Here is a 20,497-nt window from a genome sequence, read left to right as displayed (position 1 = left end):
ACGCCTCCCCCGTCCTACCCGCCTCCGTCACGCCGTCCCCGTCACACCGCGTCCGTCACGCCTTCTCCGTCACACCGCGTCCGCCAGGAGCAGCGAGTGGATGCGGTCCGGGGCGCCGGGGCGGGCGTAGTACCAGCCCTGCGCCGTGTCGCAGCCGAGTTCCCGGAGCTGGCGCGCCTGCGCCCCCGTCTCCACGCCCTCGACGGTGACCGCGAGCTCCAGGCTGTGGGCGAGCGAGACGATCCCCTCGACGATCTTCAGGTCGACCGGGTCGACCGGGTGCTGCTGCATCCCCCGGGTGAAGGAACGGTCCAGCTTGAGGACGCTCACCGGCAGCCGCCGCAGGTTGGCCAGGTTCGAGTAGCCGGTGCCGAAGTCGTCGAGCGCGATGTCGACACCCATCTCGGCGAGCTGCCGCAGCGGCTTCAGGAGGCCCTCGTCGGCGCCGATCAGGGCCGACTCGGTCACCTCCAGGCAGAGCGCGCCCGGGTCGAGCCCGGAGCGCTCCAGGACGTCGACGGTGTCGGCGACCAGGCGCGGGTGGTGGAGCTGCGTCGGGGAGAGGTTGACGTTGATGCGGAGCGGGCCGCCGTCGGCGTGCCGGGTCTGCCAGAAGCGGGCCTGGCGCACGGCCTCCTGGAGCACCCAGCGGCCGAGCGGCACGATCAGGCCGGTGTCCTCGGCGAGCGGGATGAAGCGGTCGGGCCCGAGCACCCCGTGCTGCGGGTGGCACCAGCGGACGAGCGCCTCCGCGCCGTGCACGCTGCCGTCGCCGAGGTGGACGAGCGGCTGGTACTCGATGAAGAACTCGCCGCGTTCCAGGGCGGCCGGCAGGGCCGTGGTGAGGCCGTGCCGGGTGATGGCGCGGGCGTCGGCCTCGGGGTCGGCGAGCTCGAAGCGGTTGCCGCCCGCCGACTTGGCCCGGTACATGGTGATGTCGGCGCTGCGCAGCACCTCGGCCGGGGTCCGCTCCCCCGCCGGGCCCTCGACGACGCCGAGGCTGCCGCGCACGGTCAGCTCGCGGCCGTCGATCCGCAGCGGGGTGGCGAGGGCGGCGAGGATGCGGTCGGCGAGGTCGGTGACGTCGCGCTCGCCGCCGGAGCCGGTGGTGAGGGCCACGAACTCGTCGCCGCCGAGCCGGGCCACCATCTCGTTGGCCCCGGTGACGCAGCTCTGGAGCCGGTCCGCGACCTCGACGAGCAGCCGGTCGCCGGTGGAGTGGCCGAGGCTGTCGTTGATGACCTTGAAGCCGTCGAGGTCGAGGTAGCAGAGGCCGAAGCGGGCGTTGTCGCCGGGGGCGAGCGCCTTCTCCAGGCGCTCGAAGAACAGGGTCCGGTTGGGCAGTCCGGTGAGGGCGTCGTGGGTGGCCTCGTACCGCAGGCGCAGGTGGAGCAGGCGCCGCTCGGTGGTGTCCTCCAGGAGGGCCAGCTGGTACTGGGGGCGGCCGTCGGCGTCCCGGAGGAGCGAGACGGTGAGGTTGGTCCACAGAACCGTTCCGTCACCCCGGTAGTACGGCTTCTCGACCCGGTAGTGCTCCCGCTCGCCGCGGACCAGCTCCTCGTACAGCCTCCAGACGTGCGGCCCGTCCTCCGGGTGGACCCACTCGCTGACCTTGCGGCTGCGCAGCCGGCCCTCCATCCCGCCGAACATGCGGGTGAGGGTCTCGTTGACCTCCAGGAGGTTGCCGTCGAGGTCGGCGATGCCGATGCCGATGGCCGCCCCGTCGAAGACCGCGCGGAAGCGGCTCTCGGTGGCGTGCAGGGCGATCTCGGCGGCGGTGCGGGCGGCGAGCGCGGAGCGGGCGATGGCCTCCTGCTCGGCGAGGGTCCGCTCGCGCAGGGCCTGGGCGTAGCCGGCGGCCATGGCGTGCTGGAGCCGGGCGCAGCGGGCCCGCAGCTCCTCGGCCGGCAGGTCCGACTCCGTACCGCAGTAGAGCACCAGGTACGAGTCGACGACGCCGAGGCTGCGGCCGAGCGCGTCCGGGTCGGTGCAGTGGGCGGCGACCAGGGCCGCTCCGGCGCGCTGGGCGGGGGTCGTGTCGAAGGGCCGGGCGTGCAGGGCGTCGCACAGGGTGCGGGCCAGCGGCAGCAGGTGCACCTCGAACTCGGCCCGGGTGAGCGACGTGGCGGTCACCGGGAAGATCGCGCGGCTCCAGATGGTGACGAACCGCCTGAGTCTGTCCTCCGGGCCATCGGCCTCGGCGCCGGAACCGGCCGGCTGGGACGGGACCTTCACGCCTTGCGCCCCACCCCTGCGATGCCGGAGAAGGTGTGCGGATCCTCCTCCTCGACCGGGCTCTCCGGCCGCCAGACGGGCATCGGGACGAGACCGGGCTCGACCAGCTCCGTGCCCTCGAAGAAGCGGGCGATCTCCGCGCCCGACCGCATCACCAGGGGGTTGCGGATGTTCCGGTAGACCCCGACGGTGCCGCCGGCCTGCTCCTCCAGGGCCGGGATGCCCTCGTACGAGGCGTGGGTGAGGATCAGGAAGCTGCCGGGCGCGAGGGCGTCGATCAGCTCGGCGACCGCCTCGTACGGGCGGTCGTGGTCCTCCAGGAAGTGGAGCACGGCGACGAGGAGGAGGGCCACCGGCCGTTCCAGGTCGAGGAGTCGGGTCACCTCGGGGCTGTGCAGGATGTCGGCCGGCTTGCGCAGGTCGGCGGAGACGACGGCGGCGTTCTCCTGGCCCTCCAGGACGGCGCGGCTGTGGGCGACGGCGACCGGGTCGTGGTCGACGTAGACGACCCGCGCGGCCGGGTCGGCGGCACGGGCGACCTCGTGCACGTTGCCGAAGGTGGGTATGCCGGAGCCTATGTCCAGGAACTGGGTGACGTCGTTGTCAACCGCGTGGCGGACGGCGCGCCGCATGAACGCCCGGTTCGCCTGCATGATCTTGGGCAGGCCGGGCATGAACTCCATGGCCCTGCGGGCCGCTTCCCGGTCGACTTCGAAGTTGTGCGAGCCGCCCAGGTAGAAGTCGTACATTCGGGACACGCTCGGCACCGAAATGTCGATACCCGGCGGAGCCCAGGCGGGACGCTCCATCATTGTCTCCAACAAGTCGCCGTGGGATACGGCCATGTGTTCGCGGCCGGTGTTCGAGGTGAGGCTACTGATCGCCCGCCGGGAGGGCGAGTAGAAACGGAAATTCGCGGTCCGTTCTTGGTCACACGCCATTGGCACGTGCTTCCGGAACGCCGACTTCACGCCTTCGGACCGTGCATTTTCACGTGCAGGTGATCGTGCGTCGGTTCCCGTCCCGCTTCCGGACGCGCCCGCGTGAGGGCTCCGACCCCTTTCCCGGCTGGGGTGTTGCCGTGATCGGGGTCCTGCCGCCGGTGCAGGATGCCTCGTCGACCGCGATGTCCGACAGGGCGACAACCGGACAGTTCTTCTTCCGGCGGCCGGATCGGTTCCCGTCGGGAATCGCGAGGTGCGCGATACCGGGACGTGGCGCCGAATCCGCCTACTGTCCGATAGAACGTCAAGTCGGCGCATCTGGAGATCCCCTCCATCCGGCGAATCCACCGGGATTCCGCCCCGGCGCACGCCTCCCGCGATCAAGCTCGACGGCGTGTCTCTGTACGGATCACTCCTCGCGCGGCCGTTGGCGGCCCTGGCCCTGGTGTGGCTGCTCGCCGCCCCCGCGCCCGCCTCCGCCGACGCCTGCGCCCACGCCGTGACCGGGCCCGGCGGCGCGCACCTCGCGGTGGCGTCGGCCGGGTCGGGCCCGTGCCCACATCCGCACCCGCACCCGCACCCGCACCCGCACCCGCACGAACCGAAGCCCACCCCGACGCCGACTCCCCCACCGACGCCCACGCCCACCCCCACGCCGCCCGCGTGCCCGTCCCCCACGCCGTCCCCCACACCCACGCCCACGCCTACTCCGACGGCCACCCCGTCCGCGCCGCCGCCCCGGCCCACTCCCACGCCGCCGCCTCCACCCGCCCCGAAACCGCCCGCCCCGAAGCCGCCCCCGCCCGTGACGACGCCGCCTCCGCCCGTACGGACGACCCCGCCCCCGCCTCCCGTAAGGACACCGGCCCCTCCCGTACGGAAGCCGCCGCCCCGGGCCGCCCCGCCGGCGTCGCGTCCCGCGCCGGAGCGCACGCCGGAGCCCGAGCCGACGTCCGCCGCCGCTCCCCCGCCCCCGGTCACCGTGCGGCCCGAACCCCCGTCCCCCGCCCCCGTCGCCCTCCCCCACTACCGGCCCGCCACGCGGCCCCAGCCGAAGGGCGGCACGTCCGTCCTCACCACGACGCTGGTGATCATCGCCCCGGCGGTCCTCGCGACCGCGATCCTGCGCTCCCGCTCCCGCTGATCCCGCGCTCCCCGATCCCCTGATCCCACCGGAGGAATCCGTGTCCGAATGGCTCGTTCTGTCGCTCGCGATGGCGGCGGCCTGTGCCGTCGTGCTCACCATCGTCGTCATCAACCACCGCCGGATCCCCGACGACGACGACCCCAGCGAGACCCCGGACGTCATCGAGTACATGACGATGATGATCGGCGTGATCTACGCCATCGTCCTCGGCCTGGCCATCGCCGGCGTCTGGGAGGCCCGGGGGGCCGCCCAGGAGACCGTGCGGCAGGAGGCCCAGGCGCTGCACGAGATCTCGGCCCGCGCCGAGGTGTATCCGCAGGAGGTCCGCGCCCGCATCCGCGCCGACGTCGACGCGTACGTCTCCTACGTGGTCGACGACGAGTGGAAGCACATGTCCGAGACCGGGGAGCTGAGCGAGGAGGGCACCGCGCTCCTGGAGAAGGTGCGGCGGAGCGTCACCGACTACCGGCCGGCGAACGACTTCGAGGGGCAGGCGTACCAGCCGCTCGTGGACCAGGTGGCCGCCGTCGACGACGCCCGGAACGCCCGCGGGCAGAACGCGGGCGAGACCATGCCCGGGGTGGTGTGGTTCGGGCTGATCGTCGGCGCCCTGGTGACGGTCGGCCTGATCTTCACGCTCCAGATCCGCAGGACCGGGCGGGAGCTGCTGCTCGCCGGGCTCTTCAGCGTGCTCATCGCCTTCCTGCTCTTCCTCATCTGGGACTTCGACGCGCCGTACGGCCGGGGCATGTCCGCCACCGCCACGCCGTTCACCGATCTGTTCCCGCAGGTCACCGAGTGAGAAGCGCCACCGGAGTGGGCCGCACGGGGGACACGCGTGACCCGTTCGCACCTCTGGGATCGCGGGCGTGGTAGCCCGCTCCTAGCGTTTCGGGCATCGAGGTGCACGCAGGCCCTTCGCGGGAACCCCCTTCCGCGGCTGCCCCTCGGGACCCGGAGGATTCACCATGCGCGCGATACGTGCCGCATCCACTGCCCTCTTGGGGGTGGCCGCCTTCGCCCTGGCCGCCCCCTCCGCCGTCGCGACGGAGGGTGCCCCGGCACCCAACCCGCGGGCGAGGGGCGCCAAGGCCCCGGGCGACTTCGTCGTTTCGCCCTCGGTCGTCTCCCCCGGCGGCCGGGTGGCCCTGAGCGCCCCCGGCTGCGCCAGCACGGCGACGGCCGCGGCCGGTGTCTTCGACACCGCCGTCATCGCCCCGGGGGCGACGGCGACCGCCACCGTGGACCTGGACGTGCGGCCCGGCAGCGTCTACACGGTCGCGTTCAACTGCACGGGCGGCGTCCAGGGCACCGTCGACCTCACGATCAGCGGCGGTGCCACGGCCACTCCCACGGCCACCGCCACCGCCGGCCCGACGATCAGCTCCACGATCCTCACCACCCCGCGGGGCGTCCAGGGCGGCCTCGGCGGCTCGGTGGACGACGGGGCAGGACCCGTCGAACTGGCCGCGGGCGGGGCCCTCGTCGTGGCCGCCGCGGGTGGCGTCCTCTACGTGGTGCGCCGCCGCGCCGCCGCGTCCCGGCGCCACTGAGGGGGCGGCGTGGCGCGGACCCCGTCGGTACGCGGGCGTTCCCTTCCCGGACGCCCGTCGCCCCCGGATCCTGACGAGGATCCGGGGGCGACGGGCACGGGGGGCCGACCGGGAGGTTCGGCCGGTCAGATCCCCGCGCCGGTCACACGGCGACGGCGGGCGACGAAGAGACCGCCGCCGAGGGCCGCCGCGGCGACGAGGCTGCCGCCGATGGCCATCTCGGTGGAGCTGGGAGCCAGCGAGCCGCCGAGGCCGCCCTGCGCGCCACGGCCCGGGAGGACCCGGAACGACTGCGTGACCACGGAGGAGTTGCCGTTGCAGCGGACGGCCAGGTTGTAGTTGCCCGGGGTGGCGTGGTTGTAGACGCGGGCGACGGCGGTGGAGACGCCGTTGTTGTTGCCCGAGAGGGTGGCCTCCGGGAAGGCGTTGGACGTGACCGTGCCGCCGCGGTTGCAGCCCCGCGCGGTGATCGTGAGCGTCGAACCGGGGTGGACGTCGAAGGGGTTGACGGTGACGTCGGTCGGGCCGCCGTTGCCGCCGCCGTTCCCTCCGCTGTTGCCGCCGCCGAGGACGGTGCTCGGGCCGTGGTTGGCGGCGGCGAGGGGGGCCGCGAGCCCGACCGCCGCGATCGCGGTGGCGGTCACCGCCAGAGTGCGTGCAGCACGCATGGTTGAACCTCCAGTGGAAGACGCCCCAAAGCGGTGCTCCGGGAGTTTCGACGAGTACGCCTTCCATGACGAACCATCACCACTCGTGACGGACCACGCATGTCGGCACTGGGCCACTCCGGTGAGGCGACACGCCGGGGAAAGGGACGCCGGACGTGCCGTACGCGCAGGTCAGAGCCTTCCAGGGTGCTTATCTGACGATTACTCGGATGGGTCAGCCCGGCGTCACCCGCCTGTCGGCCCTCCGTCACCCGTCCGCCGCCGGGCCACGCGGTTCCGCCGGCCCGTCCACCGCTCCCGCCCACCGTTCCCGCACCGTCCGTCCGGCGGCCTCCGCGACCCCGCTCCGACGCACTGCGCGGACCCGTCCCGACGCCCGTCCGGGGGCGGCCCCCACCCGTTCGGACCGTCCGGCGCGACGGACCGGTGGACCGCCCTTACCGTTCTGACGACGCCACGAAGGGAGAACCATGCCCCCGAAGGACTTCCGCGTCTCCGAGCGCAGGAGACTCCAACCCTGGGGTGTCCTGGCCCTCGCCATGCTGTCCGGGCTCGCGATGATGCGCAACGGGGTGGACGTCACCTCCGGGCCGCCGCAACCCGCGGCGGCGGCCCGGCCTGCGGCGCTCCCGACCGCCCCGGCGGCCCCCTCCTCGGCCACGGGCCTGGAGCCGCTGCCCTTCGCCCCGGCCTCCCGGATCAAGATCCCGGCGATCCGGGTCGCGGCCCCGATCATGGACGTGGGCCTGGACGCGGACGGCTGGGTGGCGGCGCCCCCGCCCCAGGACGCCAATCTCGCCGGCTGGTACCAGAACGGCATCTCCCCCGGCCAGCGGGGGACTTCGGTCGTCGTCGGCCACGTCGACAACACCCAGGGCCCGGCGGTCTTCTACGGCCTCGGCTCCCTGGAGAAGGGCCAGCACATCGAGGTCGAGCGGTACGACGGCCGGGTCGCGGTCTTCGAGATCTACGGCGTCGAGGTGTACGCGAAGGACAACTTCCCCGGCGTGCAGGTCTACGCCGACACGGGCCAGCCGGAGCTGCGGGTCATCACCTGCGGCGGCGGGTACACACGCGCGCGGGGGTACGACGGGAACGTCGTCGTCTACGCCCGGATGGTCGGCTCCCGCTGAACCGGCGTCACCCGATCCGACATCATCGGAGGAGGCCCGGCACCTGGGGTGCCGGGCCTCCTCCGTGACGGGCGGTCAGCGCCGGGGAACGGTGATGTGGTACCCGGCGTCGAGGAGCGCGGGCAGGTAGCGGCGGAGCGCGGCCACGCTCTGGGAGCGGTCGCCGCCCGCGTCGTGGTTGAGGACGACGACGCCGGGGGCCGCGCCGTCCAGGACGCGGCGGACGATGGAGTCGGTGCCGGGCTCCTTCCAGTCCAGGGTGTCGACGGTCCAGGCGAGCGGCTCCATGCCGAGCTCGGCGCCGATCTCGAAGGAGTGCCGGTTCCAGGCCCCGTAGGGGGCGCGGTACCAGAGCGGGGCCGCGCCGAGGGCCCGCTCGACGACCTCGCTGGTGGAGCCCAGTTCGTCGCGGATGCGGGAGGGCCGCAGCTTGGGGATCAGGGGGTGGGACCAGGAGTGGTTGCCGACGACGTGGCCCTCGGCGGCCATCCGCCGCAGCAGGTCCTGGTTCTCGACGGCCATCTCGCCGCAGACGAAGAACATCGCCCGGCAGTCGTGGCGGCGCAGGGTGTCGAGGATGCCGGGGGTGTAGCGGGGATCGGGTCCGTCGTCGAAGGTCAGCACCATCGAGCGGCCGGCCCCGGCCACGCTGAGGAAAGGCCGCTGCCGCACGGGCGGCAGCGCGCGCCGGTGCGCCGGGGGCGCGTCGGCCGCCATCGGCCGGAGGCGGTACGCGTTCGGGTTCAGCCGGGCGGCCTTCGCCCCCGGACCGGCGGCCGGACCCGCGGCCCCCGGCCCCGCCCCGGTCTCCGGGGTGTGCCGGGGCACGGGGGCGGCGCCGGTGGCCCGGTCGGGCGCGGCAAGCCGGTCGGCGGCGAGGACTCCGACGGTGGCGGTGGCGCCGAGCGCGGCGGCGAGGCGCAGCACCGCTCGACGCCCGCTGGGCATCTGATCCTTTTTCATGACCAATGGTTCGTACGGATGAGGGTCCGTGCGGCTCAGCGACACCGGCCGCCCGTCCGAAAGCACCCGTTGGGCGGATCACCCCGAAGGGCGGCCGAGCGGCAGGGCCACCGGTTCGTCAGCTCGGCGGCTCGGCGGCCGGTGAGGGCGCGCCGCCGGCCCGCCGGTCGCCGTGGTGCCCCGACCGGTGCCCCTCCCCCGTACCGTCTACTTGCCCATCACGAGGCCGTCCGCGCCCGCGCCCCGGCTGAGCACCACCTGCCGGATCGTGTCGCGGATCGCGGCCAGGCGCGGGTCCGCGCCGGTGTCGGCGCCGAGGTTGACCACCCGGCCGCGCCCGGTGTCGAACCACTGGGGGACGAACTCGGCCCGGGTGACCTCCCAGCGGCCGCCCGCCGTCCGGGGCGGGGCGAAGGTGAAGCGGCCGATGCTGCCCTGGTTGCCGCGCGGGTCGTGGACGCCCTGGTGGTTGATCATGTCGCCGGCGATCTGGTCGCCCATCCCGTAGACCACCCAGGTGCCGTTGACCTTCTCGTAGGCCTGCGGGACGTGGGCGTGGGTGCCGAGGACCAGATCGATGTCAGGGCGCCCGCCGGTGTGCGAGGCGGTGAGCGTCCGGCCGAGGGAGAGCTGCCGCTCGTCCGGCTCGGTCTGCCACTCGGTGCCCCAGTGGACGCTGACCACGACCACGTCGGCACCGGCCGCGCGGGCCGCGCGCGCGTCGGCGACCACCCGCCGCTCGTCGAGCAGCTTGACCGCCCAGGGCCGCCCCTTCGGGAGCGGGTAGCCGTTGGTGTCGTAGGTGTAGGCGAGCTGGGCGACGGTGGCGCCGCCCGCCTTCATCAGGGCGGGGCGCGCCGCCTCCTCGGCCGTGCGGGCCGATCCGGCGTGGCGGATGCCCGCCTCGTCCAGGGCGTCGAGAGTCCGGCCGAGGCCCGCCGCCCCGTCGTCGAGGGTGTGGTTGGAGGCGGTGGAGCAGGAGTCGTACCCGGTCTCCTTGAGTCCGGCGGCGACCTCGGGCGGGGACTTGAAGGCGGGGTAGCCGGTGTAGGGCCCGCCCTTCTTCCCGTACACGGTCTCCATGTGGCAGAGGGCGAGGTCGGCGCCGGAGACGACGGACTTCACGCCGGAGAGCATGGGCCGGAAGTCGTAGCCGTCGCCCCCGGCGTCCTCGGCCGCCTTGCGGATGACGGAGTCGTGCGGGAGGACGTCCCCGGAGGCCACCAGGGTGAATCCGGCGGGCGCGGAGGCCGCGCCGGGGGCGGCGGAGGGGACGACGGACCCGGGGGCGGTGGCTTTGGGGGCGGCGGTCTTCGGGGTGGCGGCGCCGACGTCCGGACCGTTCCCGCCGGCGCAGCCGGTCGCCGCCGCGAGCAGGAGGGCGGCGAGGGCCGCCGTCCCCGCGGGCCTGGTGCGTGAGGTCATGTGCGGCACTCCACCCGAATCATGTGATGAACATCTGTTCTGACGAATTGATCCCGTGGGAAAGCCGCAGTCAAGGGTCGAGGCCGCACCGCGCCACGAACCCCGCTGAAACGGACGCAGCGACTCCGACCGACCGTTCGCCGTACCATTCGCCGCTCGGTGCGACCGTTCGTCGCAGACCGATGTCCGTTCCCTGTCCCTCGCCGTCCGGATGCGTTCGTATACGGGCCGACGACGAGCCGCGGGAGAGGTGGGCAGCATGACGACGGCGACGACCGACGAACGGACCCTGGAGGAGTTGCAGCGGGACCACGGCCCCGCGCTGCTCTCCTTCCTGCTCGGCCTCACCTACGGGGACCGGCAGCGGGCCGAGGACCTCGCCCAGGAGACCCTCGTACGGGCCTGGCAGCACCCCGAGGCCTTCGACGGCCCCTACGACTCCATGCGCCCCTGGCTCTTCACCGTGGCCCGCCGCCTGGCCATCGACGCCCGCCGCTCGCGCCTCGCCCGGCCCGCCGAGGTCGGCGACGGCGTCCTCGCCGTGACGCCCGACCCGGCCGACGCCACCGCGTCCGCCGAGGCCGCGCTCGACGTGCGGGCGGCCGTCCGGGGGCTGAGCCCCGAGCACCGGGCGGTGCTCGTCCGGCTCTACTTCCACGGGCTCACCGTCAACGAGGCCGCCGTGGAGCTCGGCATCCCCGCCGGGACCGTCAAGTCCCGCTCCCACTACGCCCTGCGGCAGCTCGGCCGGTCCCTGCCCGGCTACCGGCCGCGCCGGGGCCTCGCGCTGTCGCCGGGACGCTGATCCCGGCTCCGGTACGCCTCCGGTGTCCCCCGCGTCACCCTCGGCACCGGAATCCCACCCGTACCGATCCGGCCGGAAAACGTATCCGAAACCACTCGGGCGAGTTGAGCAAAGCGGGACCCGCGGGCGCCCCGTACGGAGGAGGCTCTCCCCGGGCCCCGTTGTCCGGGCCCCTCACACGGCCCCTCACGCGCGGTCATGTCCGGGAGAAGGTGGGAGCGTTGCGGCCCGAGAGCACGAACGGCGCCGGCGGCACGAGCGGCGGCGGCCTCGCCGTCCCGATGGCCTGGCTGTGCGCCGAGTACCTGGCCGACGAGGTGCTGCGGGCCGCCGCGCTCGTGGCGCCCGGCTCGCTGGAGTACCGGGCGGGGCTCCAGGCCCTGACCCTCACCGTCCACCTCGCGGAGGACCCGGACCGGCCGCCCGCCGGCCGGATCGACGAGTGGCTGCGGCACACGGCGTACGACCGCCCCTGGCCGCCCTGGGTCGAGGAGCGGCTCGCCGAGCGGCGGGCGGGCGGCGGCGAGGGGCCCGACCTGGCGCTCGCGGAGACCGCGTGGCGGCGGCTGCGGGAGACCTGGATCCGCGCCGCCGACCTCGACGGCCGGGCGGACGGCGACGCGGGGTGCCCGGTCGACGAGGCCGAGCAGATCTGGCTGCCCGCCTGGAAGCTGGGCCTGCCGCTCGCGCACCTCTCGCTGCACCTGCGCTGACCGGGACGCCCGGCCCGGTGCTCACGGGGGTGAAGGGTGCACCCCGGGGCGGTACTTGGGGATCCGTACCGTCACCTTCATCCCGGCGCCGACGCCCGTCTCGATGACGAGGCCGTACTCCGTCCCGTACACCTGGCGCAGCCGCTCGTCCACGTTGGAGAGGCCGATGCCGGCGCCCGCCGGGTGCTCCCCGCGCAGGACGGCGCGCAGCAGCTCCGGGTCCATGCCGATGCCGTCGTCCTCGACGGTCACCACGGCCTCGGCGCCCGCGTCCCGGGCGGCGATGACGACCCGGCAGCCCTTCTCGCGGTCCTGGAGGCCGTGCTTGACCGCGTTCTCCACCAGCGGCTGGAGGCAGAGGAACGGCAGGGCCACCGGCAGCACCTCGGGAGCGATCTGGAGGGTCACCTTGAGCCGGTCCCCGAAGCGCGCCCCGGCGAGCGCCAAGTACTGCTCGATGGAGCGCAGTTCGTCGGCGAGCTGGGCGAACTCGCCGTGCCTGCGGAAGGAGTAGCGGGTGAAGTCCGCGAACTCCAGGAGGAGTTCCCTGGCGCGCTCGGGGTCGGTGCGGACGAACGAGGCGATGGCGGCCAGGGAGTTGAAGATGAAGTGCGGGGATATCTGGGCGCGCAGGGCCCTGATCTCCGCCTCCACGATCCGGGTGCGCGAGCGGTCGAGCTCGGCCAGCTCCAGCTGGACGGAGACCCAGCGGGCCACCTCGGTCGCGGCCCGCACCAGGACGGCGGACTCCCGCGAGCCGTAGGCGACGAGCGCGCCGAGGACCCCGTCCTCGCCGGTGAGCGGGGCGATCACCGCCCAGCGCAGTGGGCAGGCCGGGTCGGCGCAGCCGGAGTCGGCGGAGCGGCTGCGGCCGGTCTCCAGGGTCTCGGCGGCCTGCGCGGGGACGTGCGCGCGGTGGTGGTCCTCGCCGGGGCCGTCCCAGGCGAGGACCGCGCCCCGGTCGGTGAGGCAGAGGGCCTCGGTGCCGAGCAGCGAGCGGAGCGTGCGGGCGGCCCTGCGGGCGGTCTCCTCGGTGAGTCCGGCGCGCAGCGGGGGCGCGGCGAGCGAGGCGGTGTGCAGGGTGTGGAAGGTGGCCCGCTCGACGGGCGTGCCGAGGTCGGGGTCGGCGTCCCGGCCCCCGCGCCGGGCGGCGAACCGGCCGAGGACGAAGCCTGCGGCGAGCAGCACGGCCCCGGCGGCGGCCGCGGCGGCGAGGGCGATGCCGCTCATCGGCGCGCTCCGGAGCGGGAGCCGGGGCGGGTCTCGGTACGGGCGTCCGGGCGGCTGTCCTGGGCGGGTACGGCTCCGGTGATTTCCTCCGGGAGGTGGAGGCGGGCGAGGAGCGCCGGGGTGCCGGGCGGGATCCGGCGGGGGGTGGCGAGGGAGACGAGGACCATGGTGAGGAAGCCGAGCGGGACCGACCAGACGGCGGGCCAGGCCATCAGGGTGTGCGGCCAGCCGCCGGGGGCGAGTCCGGCCCGGGTGGCCATGACGGCGGCGAGGGCGGAGCCGCCGCCGAGCAGGAGTCCGGCCATCGCGCCGGGCGGGGTGAGCCGCCGCCACCAGATGCCGAGGACGAGCAGCGGGCAGAAGGAGGAGGCCGAGACCGCGAAGGCGAGGCCGACGGCGTCGGCGACCGGCACCTTGGAGGCGACCACCCCGACGCCGAGCGGGACGGCGGTGGCGAGCAGGGTCGCGAGCCGGAAGTGCCGGACGCCCCGGGAGGGCAGCACGTCCTGGGTGAGGACCCCGGCGACGGACATGGTGAGCCCGGAGGCGGTGGAGAGGAAGGCGGCGAAGGCCCCGCCCGCGAGGAGCGCCCCGAGCAGGTCGCCGGGGAGCCCGCCGAGGATCCGGTCGGGCAGGACGAGGACGGCGGCGTCGGCGGAGCCGGTGAGGGCGAGCTCGGGGGCGTAGATCCGGCCGAGGAAGCCGTACAGCGGCGGGAGGAGGTAGAAGGCTCCGACGAGCCCGAGGACGACGAGGGTGGTGCGGCGGGCGGCGCGGCCGTGCGGGCTGGTGTAGAAGCGGACGGCGACGTGCGGCAGGCCCATGGTGCCGAGGAAGGTCGCGAGGATCAGTCCGTACGTGGCGTACAGCTGGTGTCCGTCGCGCCCGCCGGCCAGCGGCTGGGACCAGCCGAGGGGGTCGGTGCCGCCGGCCAGCCGCTCGGGCAGGGGCGCGCCGGGGGCGAAGGCGAGCGTGGTGCCGCCGAGGACGTGGTGGGTGCCGGGGCCGAGGGTGACGGTCCGCTCGGTGTACGGGACGGAGTCGACGCGGCCGGTGACGGTGACGGTCAGCGGGGCGTCGAGCCCGATCCGTACCGTGTCGGCGACCCGGACGACGGTGTGGCCGCGCAGCACGGCGGGGGCGTCGAAGCGGGCGCGGGGCGCCCCGTCCCCGTGCCAGGCGGCGAGCAGGAAGAGGACGGGCACGAGCAGGGCGGTCAGCTTCAGCCAGTACTGGAAGGCCTGGACGAAGGTGATGCTGCGCATCCCGCCGGCGGCGACCGTCCCCGTGACGACGAGGGCGACGAGCAGGCCGCCGACCCAGTCGGGGGCGCCGGTGAGGATCTCCAGGGTGAGCCCGGCGCCCTGGAGCTGCGGCAGCAGGTAGAGCCAGCCGATGCCGACGACGAAGAGGCTGGCGAGCCGCCGGGCCCGCCGGGATTCGAGGCGGGCCTCGGCGAAGTCGGAGAGGGTGTACGCGCCGGAGCGGCGCAGCGGGGCGGCGACGAGGACGAGCAGGACGAGGTAGCCGGCGGTGTAGCCGACCGGGTACCAGAGCATGGCGGGGCCCTGGACGAGGACGAGTCCGGCGATGCCGAGGAAGGAGGCGGCGGAGAGGTACTCGCCGCTGATGGCGGCGGCGTTGAGGCCGGGCCGGACGGTCCGCGAGGCGACGTAGAAGTCGGAGGTGGTGCGGGAGATCCGCAGGCCGAGGGCGCCGATGAGGACGGTGGCGAGGACGACGGCGGTGACGGCGACGACCGCGTGGGTCTGGTTCACGCGGTCGTCCGCGCGGCGGGGCTCATCGCTCGACGAGGCCGGTGAAGTCGCGTTCGTTGCGCTCGGCGCGGCGGACGTACCAGTGGGCGATGCCCCAGACGACCGGGTACACGCCGACGCCGAGGGTGATCCAGACCAGGGCCTCGGGGGCGGGCAGCGCGAGGACGAGCGGGAGGGAGCCGACGAGCAGGGCGAGCGCGCCGAGGGCGGTGAGGGCGGCGCGGAGCTGGCTGCGCATCAGGGAGCGGACGTAGGTGTGGCCGAGGGTGGTCTGCTCGTCGATCTCGGAGCGGGCCGGGGGGTGGACGGGGCGCCGCCCGGCGGGGCCCGGGGCGTCGCCGGCACCGTGGGCGGAGGCGTAGGTGACGGTCTCGCGCCGGGGTCTGCGCGGCGGGTGGTGCTCGGACGTCGGTGTCCGTTCCGGCATCTCTCTCGACCTCGGACGGTTCTTTCGGGACGGTGCGCGGGCGGGGTGCCGCCCGGGACGCGTGGAGTCTACGCAGCGGGGCCGGAGGGCGGTAGACCTGCGGCGACGGAGGTGTGGGGGTACGGGGGTGTGGGGGTACGGGGTCAGCCGCCGGCCCGGCGCATCAGGAGGTCGCGGAGCTGGCGGGCGTGGCGGCGGCTGACCGCGAGGTCGGTGTCGCCGACCCGGACCGAGGTGGCGCCGCCGTCGAGCCGCAGTTCGTCGATCCGGGCGAGGGCCACGAGGTGGCTGCGGTGGATGCGGACGAAGCCCCGGTCCGCCCAGCGCTCCTCCAGGGCGGAGAGCGGGATGCGGACGAGATGGCTGCCCTGGTCGGTGTGGAGGCGGGCGTAGTCGCCGTGGGCCTCGACGTAGGCGATGTCGTCGACGGGGACGAAGCGGGTGACGCCGCCGAGTTCGACGGGGATCTGCTCGGGCGCGGCGGCGGGGGCGGGCGCGGCGGTGGCGTGGACCAGCTCGTGGACGCGGCGGACGGCTTCGGCGAGGCGCTCGCGGCGCACCGGCTTGAGGACGTAGTCGACGGCCTTCAGGTCGAAGGCCTGGAGGGCGAAGCCCTCGTGCGCGGTGACGAAGACGACGAGCGGGGGGCGGGCGAAGCCGGCGAGGAGCCGGGCGACGTCGAGGCCGGTGAGGCCGGGCATGTGGATGTCGAGGAAGACGACGTCGACGGCGTCCTCGCCGTCGGGTCCCGACTCCAGGGCGCGGCCGATCCTGCGCAGCGCGGCCGTCGCGTCGCCCGCGCCCTCGGCGGTGCGGACGCGCGGGTCGGCGCGCAGCAGGTAGAGCAGTTCCCCGAGGGCGGGCTCCTCGTCGTCGACGGCCAGTACGCGCACCATGCGGCGGAGTGTAGTGCGCGGCCGTCCGGGCGGCGGGGGCGGCGGGGGTCGCTATTTGAGCAGGCGCGAGAGGCGGCGGTCGGCGAGCGTCCTGCCGCCGGTCTGGCAGGTGGGGCAGTACTGGAGGGAGGAGTCGCTGAAGGAGACCTCGCGGACGGTGTCGCCGCAGACGGGGCAGGGCGCGCCGGTGCGGCCGTGGACGCGCAGGCCGCTCTTCTTCTCGGACTTGAGCTTTCCGGCGGCGAGGCCCCGGGAGCGCTCGACGGCCTCGCGGAGGGTGGCGCGCATCGCCGCGTACAGGGCGGCGGTCTCCTCGGGGGTGAGGTTCCCGGTGGGTTTGAAGGGGGACATGCGGGCGGCGTGGAGGATCTCGTCGCTGTAGGCGTTGCCGATGCCGGCGATGAGCCGCTGGTCGCGCAGGGCGCCCTTGATCTGCCGCCGTTCGCCGGCGAGGAGGGCGGCGAACTCCCCGGGGCCGAAGTCCTCGGCGAGCGGGTCGGGGCCGAGCCGGGCGACGCCGGGCACCTCGTGGGGATCGTGGACGAGGTGGACGGAGAGGCGTTTGGTGGTGCCGAACTCGGTGAGGTCGAAGCCGTCGCCGCCGGTGAGGGCGGCGCGCAGGGCCAGCGGGCCCCGGCCGGGTTTCGGCGGTCCGGAGGGCAGCGGGTCCTGCCAGCGGAGCCAGCCCGTGCGGGCCAGGTGGATCAGGAGGTGGAGCTCGCCCGCCGCGCCGGTGGTGGTGAGGTCGAGGTACTTGCCGTGCCGGCCGACCGCGGTGACCTCGGCGCCCTCGACGGTGCCGAGGGGCGGGTCGTACGTCTTGAGGACGCTGATCGCGACGGGCAGGACGCGGGCGATCTCCTTGCCGACCAGGTGCGCGTCGAGGAAGGCGCGCAGGGCTTCCACTTCCGGGAGTTCGGGCATGGTCCCAGCCTGCCGCACGGGTGGGCGGGGCGCACCGGGTTCACGGCTCCCGGCGCGTCACGCGCCGGGTCCGTCCTCCCGTTCCGGCGGGTCGAGGAGGTCGAGTTCGGCGCCGAGGGCGTCGGCGAGGGCGTCGAGGTCGGGGACGGCCGCGCCGTCGGCGACGAGGCCGATGTGGACCCGGCCGTCGTACGGGGACATGGCGACGGCGAGGGACTGGCCCCGGGCGAGCGGGGCCATGGGGAAGAGCGCGCGGAGCGGGGCGCCGCCGAGGGAGAGCGCGGAGCGGGGCAGCGGGACCTGGGTGACCAGGAGGTCGAAGAGGAGGCGGGCGGCGCCGGAGGCGAAGGGGGCGCCGAAGCGGTGGGCGAGCGGGGGGAGCTGGTCGGCGAGGAGGGCGACGGCCCCGGCGCCCCGGAAGGGGCCCGCCGCCTTGTTGCGGTCCATGGCGCGCCGGACGGCGGCGAGCCGGGCGGCCGGGTCGGGTTCGGTGACGGGCAGGTCGAGGAGGTAGCCGGAGAGGCTGTTGCCGGGGCCGGGCGGGGCGCCGGGGCGGCGGCGCGAGACGGGGACGAGGGCCCGGGGGTCGGCGCCGGGCAGCGGCAGGCCGCGCCCGTCGAACCAGCGGCGCAGGGCTCCGGCGACGACGGCCAGGAGGACGTCGTTGGCGGTGCCGCCGGTGGTGCGGCGGACCCGGTGGACGCGGTCCAGGGACAGGGTGGCGGTGGCGATCCGGCGGGTGCCGCTGGAGTGGGCGGCGAGGGCCGCGGTGGGGCGTCCGTCGAGGCGGCTGGCGCGGACGACGGAGGCGCCGACCTCGACGGCCCGGCCGAGGTCGCCGAGACGGTCCCGGGCGATGCCGAGGAGGCGTCCGGGGCCGGGGAGCCCGGAGGACGGGGAGCGCGGGGGCAGGGGGCGGGAGCGGCGCGCGGGGCGGCGGCCGGCGGCGATCTCGTCGAAGATCCCGGCGCCGATGGCGACGGCCCTCATGCCGTCGGCGAGGGCGTGGTGGAGCTTGACGAGGACGGCGAAGGAGCCGTCGGGGGCGCCGCTGAGCAGGTACATCTCCCAGGGCGGCAGGCCCCGCTCGACGGGGCGCTCCATGAGTTCGGCGGCGAGCCGGGTGGTCTCGGCGGGGAAGTCGGCGCCGGGGAGGGCGATCTCGCGGACGTGGCGGCGCACGTCGAAGTCGGGGTCGGCGCTCCAGGCGGCGCCGCCGACGGGGATCAGGACGTCGCGGACGCGCATCCGGAGCCGGGGGACGGCGGCGGCGCGGCGGGCGAGCAGCTCCAGGACGTCGGCCGTCTCGGCGCCGGGGGGCGCGGGCAGGGGGCCGAAGTGGGCGAGGGCACCGAGGTGCAGGGGGTGGGCGGTGGATTCCAGGTGCCAGAAGGCCAGGTCCAGCGGGGCCAGGAGCTCGGTGGTCACGGGTGTCCTCACGTCCTGCGCGGAGAGGCGGAAGACCGCAGTCAATCGCGCACCGACAGTTACGGTCAAGTGCGGTCAGTTAACGCTCCGTAAATACCCTCGGTCGCATGGTTTCCGGGAAACATCCTCAGTTCTCCGGAGCGACGTTCTCGGGAGCGACGTTTCCCGGGCCGTCGTTTCCCTGTACGGCGCTCTCCGGGCCGACGTTCTCCACGACGAACTCGCACCACACGCACTTGCCGCCGCCCCGCGACTCCACTCCCCACGCGTCGGAGAGCTGGTCGACCAGGAGCAGGCCCCGGCCGGACACGCCCGCCTCCCCCGCCTCGCGGCGCCGGGGCAGGGCGCTGGACCGGTCCTCGACCTCCACCCGGAGCCGCCGTACGGGTCCGGGGAGGACCCGCAGGGTCACGATCGCCCCGCCGTCGGTGTGCATCAGGGCGTTGGTCATCAGTTCGTCGGCGACCAGCTCGATCTCGTCGGCGCGCTCCCCCGCGCCCCAGGCCCGGACGGCGGCCCTGATCATGTGGCGGGCCGAGCTGAGGGCCTCCGGGTCGCTCTGGGCCACGTGCTGCTGGAAGCGGCCGGCCCCCGGGACGGCGTACGTGCCGTGGCGGCGCAGCAGCAGGATCGCGACGTCGTCCTCGCCGCCCCGCTCGGCGACCACGTCGCACAGGTGGTCGGCGAGTTCCTGGAGGTCGGCGGGGCCGCGCCGGACCAGGGAGGAGAGCCACTGGAGGCCCTCGTCGAGGTCGGCGCCGGGTTTCTCCACGAGGCCGTCGGTGTAGAGCAGCAGGGTCTGCCCGGAGTCCAGTTCGAGGGTGGTGACGGGGTAGTCGAGGCGGCCGAACTCCGCGGAGAGCCCGAGCGGGAGGCCGCCCTCCACGGGCAGTCTGCGGCACCGGCCGTCGGGCTCCCTGAGCAGCGGGTCGACGTGGCCGGCGCGGACCAGCTGGACGACTCCGGTGCGGAGGTCGACCTCCGCGTACGTGCAGGTGGCGAAGCGCTCGGTGTCGAGTTCGTGGAGGAAGACGGAGGCCCGTGCCATCACCGTGGCCGGGGTGTGGCCCTCGGCGGCGTAGGCGCGCAGCACGATCCGGAGCTGGCCCATGACGGCCGCGGCGTGGGTGTCGTGGCCCTGTACGTCGCCGATGACGGCGCCGACCCGTCCGCCGGGCAGCGCGATGACGTCGTACCAGTCGCCGCCGATGTCCCGGCCGAGGCGGGCCGAGCGGTAGCGGACGGCCGTCTGGGCGCCGGGCACCTCCGGGATCCGGCGCGGCAGCATGGCCTGCTGGAGCCCTTCGGCGAGGTCGTGCTCCTGCTCGTACAGCATGGCCCGCTGGAGGCTCTGGGCGATGCTGCTGCTGAGGGCGACGAGCAGGGTCCGTTCGTCCTCGCTGAAGCCGGTCCGGTCGCTGTAGAGCAGTCCGAGCGCGCCGATCGGGCGGGCCTGGGCGATGAGCGGCAGATAGGCGGCGGCGGTGATGCCGAGTCCGCTGATGTGCGGCCAGAGCACCGGGTAGGAGTCGGAGAAGTCGTGGGCCGAGTCGATGAACCGGGGGCGCAGGGTGCGGATCACCTCGCTCATCGGGTACGGCTCGTCCACGCGGGTGAAGCGGGTGCCGGGCACGAAGGCGCCCTCGGGGCCCTCGGCGACCAGATGGATGCGGCCCGCCTCCAGGAGGCCCATGACGAGGCTGGCGGCGCCGAAGTGTTCGAGGGCCTGGGAGTCGTTGAGGAGGTCGATGACGTCCTTCACGGTCCGGGCGTGGGCGAGGGCGGCGGTGGTGCCCTCGACGACTCCGGCGCGCTTGCGGCGCCCCTCGTCGAGGCCGAGCCGGGCGGCGGACTCGGTGAGTTCGTGGGTGGCGTCGCGCAGGACGCCGACGATGCGCACGGGGCGGCCGGTGCCGTCGCGGTGGACGATCCCCTGGGTGTGGGTCCACTGGTGGCGGCCGTCGCGGCGGCGGATGCGGAAGTACGCGCCGTACTGGTCGCTGCCGTCCTTGAGCGCCTGCGCCACCAGGGCGTCGAGGCGGCTGGCCTCGTCCGGCAGGACCCGGGTGCCCAGCCCCTCGGGGCGTCCGTCGTACTCCGCGCGGTCCATGTCGAAGACGGCGAGGGCGGCGTCGTCCATCTCCATCGTCCCGGCGAGCAGGTCCCAGTCGAAGCCGCCCATGCGGAAGGCGAAGCCGTACTCGGACAGGATCGGGGTCCCGTCCGGC

Annotated in this window: 18 protein-coding genes; 6 read left to right on the top strand and 12 right to left on the bottom strand. The window is 74.8% G+C overall.

Translation table 11 applies throughout. The features are described from left to right. Positions 1–69: 69 nt before the first annotated feature. Both ACIQVI_RS04570 and ACIQVI_RS04565 read right to left on the bottom strand, forming a co-directional pair. The gene (locus ACIQVI_RS04570) at positions 70–2,235 is read right to left on the bottom strand and encodes an EAL domain-containing protein (protein ID WP_351970554.1); all 2,166 of its coding nucleotides are present in this window, start codon (positions 2,233–2,235) and stop codon (positions 70–72) included. Further along, positions 2,232–3,044: an SAM-dependent methyltransferase gene (locus tag ACIQVI_RS04565; RefSeq protein ID WP_351970574.1), complete on the bottom strand. Its 813-nt coding sequence runs from the start codon at positions 3,042–3,044 to the stop codon at positions 2,232–2,234. Before ACIQVI_RS04565 ends, ACIQVI_RS04570 begins: the two co-directional genes overlap by 4 nt. A gap of 1,117 nt (positions 3,045–4,161) precedes the next feature. On the opposite strand from ACIQVI_RS04565, the gene ACIQVI_RS04560 reads away from it, so the two are divergent. The 3 genes from ACIQVI_RS04560 to ACIQVI_RS04550 all read left to right on the top strand — a co-directional run bounded on the left by ACIQVI_RS04560 (position 4,162) and on the right by ACIQVI_RS04550 (position 5,879). Then, positions 4,162–4,323, top strand: coding sequence for a hypothetical protein (locus tag ACIQVI_RS04560; RefSeq protein ID WP_163013948.1), 162 nt, complete (start codon positions 4,162–4,164; stop codon positions 4,321–4,323). 40 nt (positions 4,324–4,363) lie between these two features. Continuing rightward, positions 4,364–5,128 (top strand): hypothetical protein, encoded by a 765-nt coding sequence (locus ACIQVI_RS04555; protein WP_351970553.1) that lies wholly within the window; start codon positions 4,364–4,366, stop codon positions 5,126–5,128. A 166-nt stretch (positions 5,129–5,294) separates the two neighbouring features. Then, complete coding sequence (locus ACIQVI_RS04550) at positions 5,295–5,879, top strand: hypothetical protein (protein ID WP_351970552.1); 585 nt, start codon at positions 5,295–5,297, stop codon at positions 5,877–5,879. Positions 5,880–6,004: 125 nt separating this feature from the next. Here the strand turns inward: ACIQVI_RS04550 and ACIQVI_RS04545 are convergent, their stop codons facing one another. Next, a complete protein-coding gene (locus tag ACIQVI_RS04545) occupies positions 6,005–6,547 on the bottom strand; it encodes a hypothetical protein (protein ID WP_351974330.1) in 543 nt (180 codons plus the stop codon). A gap of 470 nt (positions 6,548–7,017) precedes the next feature. Between ACIQVI_RS04545 and ACIQVI_RS04540 the strand changes: the two genes are divergently transcribed. Further along, a complete protein-coding gene (locus tag ACIQVI_RS04540) occupies positions 7,018–7,680 on the top strand; it encodes a class F sortase (RefSeq protein ID WP_351974329.1) in 663 nt (220 codons plus the stop codon). 75 nt (positions 7,681–7,755) lie between these two features. On the opposite strand, the gene ACIQVI_RS04535 is transcribed toward ACIQVI_RS04540, so the two are convergent. Both ACIQVI_RS04535 and ACIQVI_RS04530 read right to left on the bottom strand, forming a co-directional pair. Beyond that, a complete protein-coding gene (locus ACIQVI_RS04535; protein ID WP_403590967.1) occupies positions 7,756–8,628 on the bottom strand; it encodes a polysaccharide deacetylase family protein in 873 nt (290 codons plus the stop codon). Between the two features lie 222 nt (positions 8,629–8,850). Then, complete coding sequence (locus ACIQVI_RS04530; RefSeq protein WP_403590964.1) at positions 8,851–10,068, bottom strand: CapA family protein; 1,218 nt, start codon at positions 10,066–10,068, stop codon at positions 8,851–8,853. 259 nt (positions 10,069–10,327) lie between these two features. On the opposite strand from ACIQVI_RS04530, the gene ACIQVI_RS04525 reads away from it, so the two are divergent. Continuing rightward, entirely contained in the window at positions 10,328–10,873 is a 546-nt protein-coding gene (locus ACIQVI_RS04525; protein WP_351972123.1) for a sigma-70 family RNA polymerase sigma factor, read from the top strand. 221 nt (positions 10,874–11,094) lie between these two features. Next, on the top strand, positions 11,095–11,586 hold the full coding sequence (locus ACIQVI_RS04520; protein WP_403590961.1) for a hypothetical protein: 492 nt from the start codon (positions 11,095–11,097) through the stop codon (positions 11,584–11,586). A gap of 21 nt (positions 11,587–11,607) precedes the next feature. Here the strand turns inward: ACIQVI_RS04520 and ACIQVI_RS04515 are convergent, their stop codons facing one another. The 7 genes from ACIQVI_RS04515 to ACIQVI_RS04485 all read right to left on the bottom strand — a co-directional run bounded on the left by ACIQVI_RS04515 (position 11,608) and on the right by ACIQVI_RS04485 (position 20,451). Then, on the bottom strand, positions 11,608–12,816 hold the full coding sequence (locus tag ACIQVI_RS04515; protein WP_403590958.1) for a histidine kinase: 1,209 nt from the start codon (positions 12,814–12,816) through the stop codon (positions 11,608–11,610). Further along, a complete protein-coding gene (locus ACIQVI_RS04510) occupies positions 12,813–14,594 on the bottom strand; it encodes a cation acetate symporter (protein WP_403590955.1) in 1,782 nt (593 codons plus the stop codon). The genes ACIQVI_RS04515 and ACIQVI_RS04510 overlap by 4 nt, the downstream gene beginning before the upstream one ends. A 22-nt stretch (positions 14,595–14,616) precedes the next feature. After that, the gene (locus tag ACIQVI_RS04505; RefSeq protein WP_403590952.1) at positions 14,617–15,021 is read right to left on the bottom strand and encodes a hypothetical protein; all 405 of its coding nucleotides are present in this window, start codon (positions 15,019–15,021) and stop codon (positions 14,617–14,619) included. A gap of 143 nt (positions 15,022–15,164) precedes the next feature. Then, positions 15,165–15,917, bottom strand: coding sequence for a LytR/AlgR family response regulator transcription factor (locus ACIQVI_RS04500; RefSeq protein WP_403590949.1), 753 nt, complete (start codon positions 15,915–15,917; stop codon positions 15,165–15,167). A 51-nt stretch (positions 15,918–15,968) separates the two neighbouring features. After that, positions 15,969–16,841: a DNA-formamidopyrimidine glycosylase family protein gene (locus tag ACIQVI_RS04495; RefSeq protein WP_351972117.1), complete on the bottom strand. Its 873-nt coding sequence runs from the start codon at positions 16,839–16,841 to the stop codon at positions 15,969–15,971. Between the two features lie 57 nt (positions 16,842–16,898). Further along, positions 16,899–18,269, bottom strand: a complete 1,371-nt coding sequence (locus ACIQVI_RS04490) for a wax ester/triacylglycerol synthase family O-acyltransferase (RefSeq protein WP_403590946.1) — start codon at positions 18,267–18,269, stop codon at positions 16,899–16,901. A 127-nt stretch (positions 18,270–18,396) separates the two neighbouring features. Next, the gene (locus ACIQVI_RS04485) at positions 18,397–20,451 is read right to left on the bottom strand and encodes a SpoIIE family protein phosphatase (protein ID WP_403592255.1); all 2,055 of its coding nucleotides are present in this window, start codon (positions 20,449–20,451) and stop codon (positions 18,397–18,399) included. Positions 20,452–20,497: the final 46 nt, after the last annotated feature.

The organism is Streptomyces sp. NPDC098101 (assembly GCF_044760185.1).
Lineage (GTDB): Bacteria > Actinomycetota > Actinomycetes > Streptomycetales > Streptomycetaceae > Streptomyces.
This window is presented reverse-complemented; position numbering and strand designations above follow the sequence as displayed.

Excerpts from the sequence above, each read along its gene's own strand:
- ACIQVI_RS04505 (WP_403590952.1), bottom strand. The coding sequence starts at position 15,021 with ATGCCGGAACGGACACCGACGTCCGAGCACCACCCGCCGCGCAGACCC.
- ACIQVI_RS04565 (WP_351970574.1), bottom strand. The coding sequence starts at position 3,044 with ATGGAGCGTCCCGCCTGGGCTCCGCCGGGTATCGACATTTCGGTGCCG.
- ACIQVI_RS04550 (WP_351970552.1), top strand. The coding sequence starts at position 5,295 with ATGCGCGCGATACGTGCCGCATCCACTGCCCTCTTGGGGGTGGCCGCC.
- ACIQVI_RS04540 (WP_351974329.1), top strand. The coding sequence starts at position 7,018 with ATGCCCCCGAAGGACTTCCGCGTCTCCGAGCGCAGGAGACTCCAACCC.
- ACIQVI_RS04515 (WP_403590958.1), bottom strand. The coding sequence starts at position 12,816 with ATGAGCGGCATCGCCCTCGCCGCCGCGGCCGCCGCCGGGGCCGTGCTG.
- ACIQVI_RS04485 (WP_403592255.1), bottom strand. The coding sequence starts at position 20,451 with ATGGGCGGCTTCGACTGGGACCTGCTCGCCGGGACGATGGAGATGGAC.
- ACIQVI_RS04535 (WP_403590967.1), bottom strand. The coding sequence starts at position 8,628 with ATGCCCAGCGGGCGTCGAGCGGTGCTGCGCCTCGCCGCCGCGCTCGGC.
- ACIQVI_RS04525 (WP_351972123.1), top strand. The coding sequence starts at position 10,328 with ATGACGACGGCGACGACCGACGAACGGACCCTGGAGGAGTTGCAGCGG.
- ACIQVI_RS04500 (WP_403590949.1), bottom strand. The coding sequence starts at position 15,917 with ATGGTGCGCGTACTGGCCGTCGACGACGAGGAGCCCGCCCTCGGGGAA.
- ACIQVI_RS04530 (WP_403590964.1), bottom strand. The coding sequence starts at position 10,068 with ATGACCTCACGCACCAGGCCCGCGGGGACGGCGGCCCTCGCCGCCCTC.
- ACIQVI_RS04545 (WP_351974330.1), bottom strand. The coding sequence starts at position 6,547 with ATGCGTGCTGCACGCACTCTGGCGGTGACCGCCACCGCGATCGCGGCG.
- ACIQVI_RS04495 (WP_351972117.1), bottom strand. The coding sequence starts at position 16,841 with ATGCCCGAACTCCCGGAAGTGGAAGCCCTGCGCGCCTTCCTCGACGCG.